This window comes from Budvicia diplopodorum (assembly GCF_009800925.1).
Lineage (GTDB): Bacteria > Pseudomonadota > Gammaproteobacteria > Enterobacterales > Enterobacteriaceae > Budvicia > Budvicia diplopodorum.
On the sequence record NZ_WOYF01000037.1, the window covers coordinates 1 to 1,834 of the forward strand.

General features: G+C 55.0%; 1 protein-coding gene. It reads left to right on the forward strand.

The features are described 5' to 3' along the window. Positions 1 to 84: 84 nt before the first annotated feature. On the forward strand, positions 85 to 1,827 hold the full coding sequence (locus GVI43_RS15675; RefSeq protein ID WP_159567768.1) for a ShlB/FhaC/HecB family hemolysin secretion/activation protein: 1,743 nt from the start codon (positions 85 to 87) through the stop codon (positions 1,825 to 1,827). Positions 1,828 to 1,834: the final 7 nt, after the last annotated feature.

Genomic DNA, 1,834 nt, shown 5'->3' on the forward strand with positions numbered 1-1,834 from the left:
TATTGTGAAAGATAGTGATAGACAACAAATAGACTGTTGTATATTTTACGCGAAATTATGATAAGCCCCCCTAATGGAATAGCGATGTTTGCGAGAGCAGAACAGGATTTTGCCGTTAAGAAAATCCTATGTAATAAGCACTTACTGGTATCAATAAGCACATTGATAACGGCATTCATCCCTATCATTAGCTATTGCGCTCCCACGTTAAATCAAATCAACGACCAGCAGGCGATTAATCAGCAGGAACGGCAAAAAGCATTAGAAGACCAGTTAGCGCCCGAAACGCCGGACGTGCGCATTAAGCTCCCCGAAGGCAGTTCAACGATCGAGCGATTCCCGGTTGAAACGCCTTGCTTTCCTATTAATCAGGTCGAACTCTCCGGCAGTCCGTTTATCACCAACTGGCTATTACTCAACGGGATTGCCGGTCAGGGCAATCATCAGTGTCTGGGCGGGCAGGGTATTAACCTGCTGATGAGCGCATTGCAAAACCGCATTATTGAAGGCGGCTACGTCACCACCCGCGTGCTGGCTCCGCCGCAGGATCTCACCTCCGGCACCTTACAGCTTCAGATACTGGAAGGCCGGGTCAACCAGATTGTCCTGACGCCCGACAGCGACAGCTATATTCGCCTGTTTAATACTATCCCCAGCGGGGAAGGCGACCGGCTTAACCTGCGCGACATTGAGCAAGGTTTAGAAAACCTGAAGCGCGTTCCTACCGCGCAGGCCGATATTCAACTGGTCCCGGGCGAGCAACCGGGCGAGACCAATCTGGCGGTCAGCTGGAAGCAGGCCCGCCACTGGCGCTTAGGTGCGTCATTAGACGATTCCGGCACCGTCAGCACCGGCCGTTATCAGGGCGGCGTCACGCTGTATCTGGACAACCCGCTCTCAGTCAACGACTCCTTTTATATTTCCGGCGGCCATGACCTGCAGGGCCGAGGCCAGCGCGGCACCAAAAACTATACTGCCCACTACTCGCTGCCTTACGAATACTGGACCTTCGCCGTGACCACCAGCAGCAATAGCTACCATCAGACGGTCGCCGGTGCGATTGAAAACTATCAGTACAGCGGCGACAGCAATAACCTGACGCTCAGCGCCAGTCGGCTTATCCACCGTAATGCGACCCAAAAAACCACGCTCAGCTATGACGTGCTGGTCAAGAGTTCAAAGAATTACGTTAACGACACGGAAATCGAAGTCCAGCGCAGAAATACCTCCGCATGGCGCTTAGGCCTACAGCACCGGCACTATATCGCCGCCGCCACGCTCGATGCCGGTATCACCTACCAGCAGGGTAATCGCTGGTTCGGCGCCCAGCCCGCCCCGGAAGAGTACAACGGTCAGGCCACGGCCCTGAGCAAAATCACCCAGCTGTCGGCGAACCTCGACCTGCCTTTTAGCCTGTTTGGCCAGCAGTTCAGCTACCGTACGCAATACCAGCGCCAGCTCGCCTCATCGACGGCCTTAACCTCACAGGATCGCTTCTCTATCGGGGGGCGCTGGTCGGTCAGAGGCTATGACGGTGAACTGAGCCTGTCGGCCGATCGGGGCTGGTACACCCGCAATGAACTGGCGTGGAGGCTACCGGAGCCGGTACAAAACCACGAATTCTATCTGGGTATGGACTACGGCGAAGTCGGCGGCAAAGGCAGTGAATATATTTTGGGTAAGCATCTGGCCGGCGCAGTGACCGGTTTGAGAGGCTACCTGTTGAACACCAGCTATGACGTATTTGCCGGTATTCCCACCTCCAAGCCAGACGGATTCCAGACCGATCCGGTCACGCTGGGGTTCAATCTTAACTGGCAGTACTAGGGCGCGG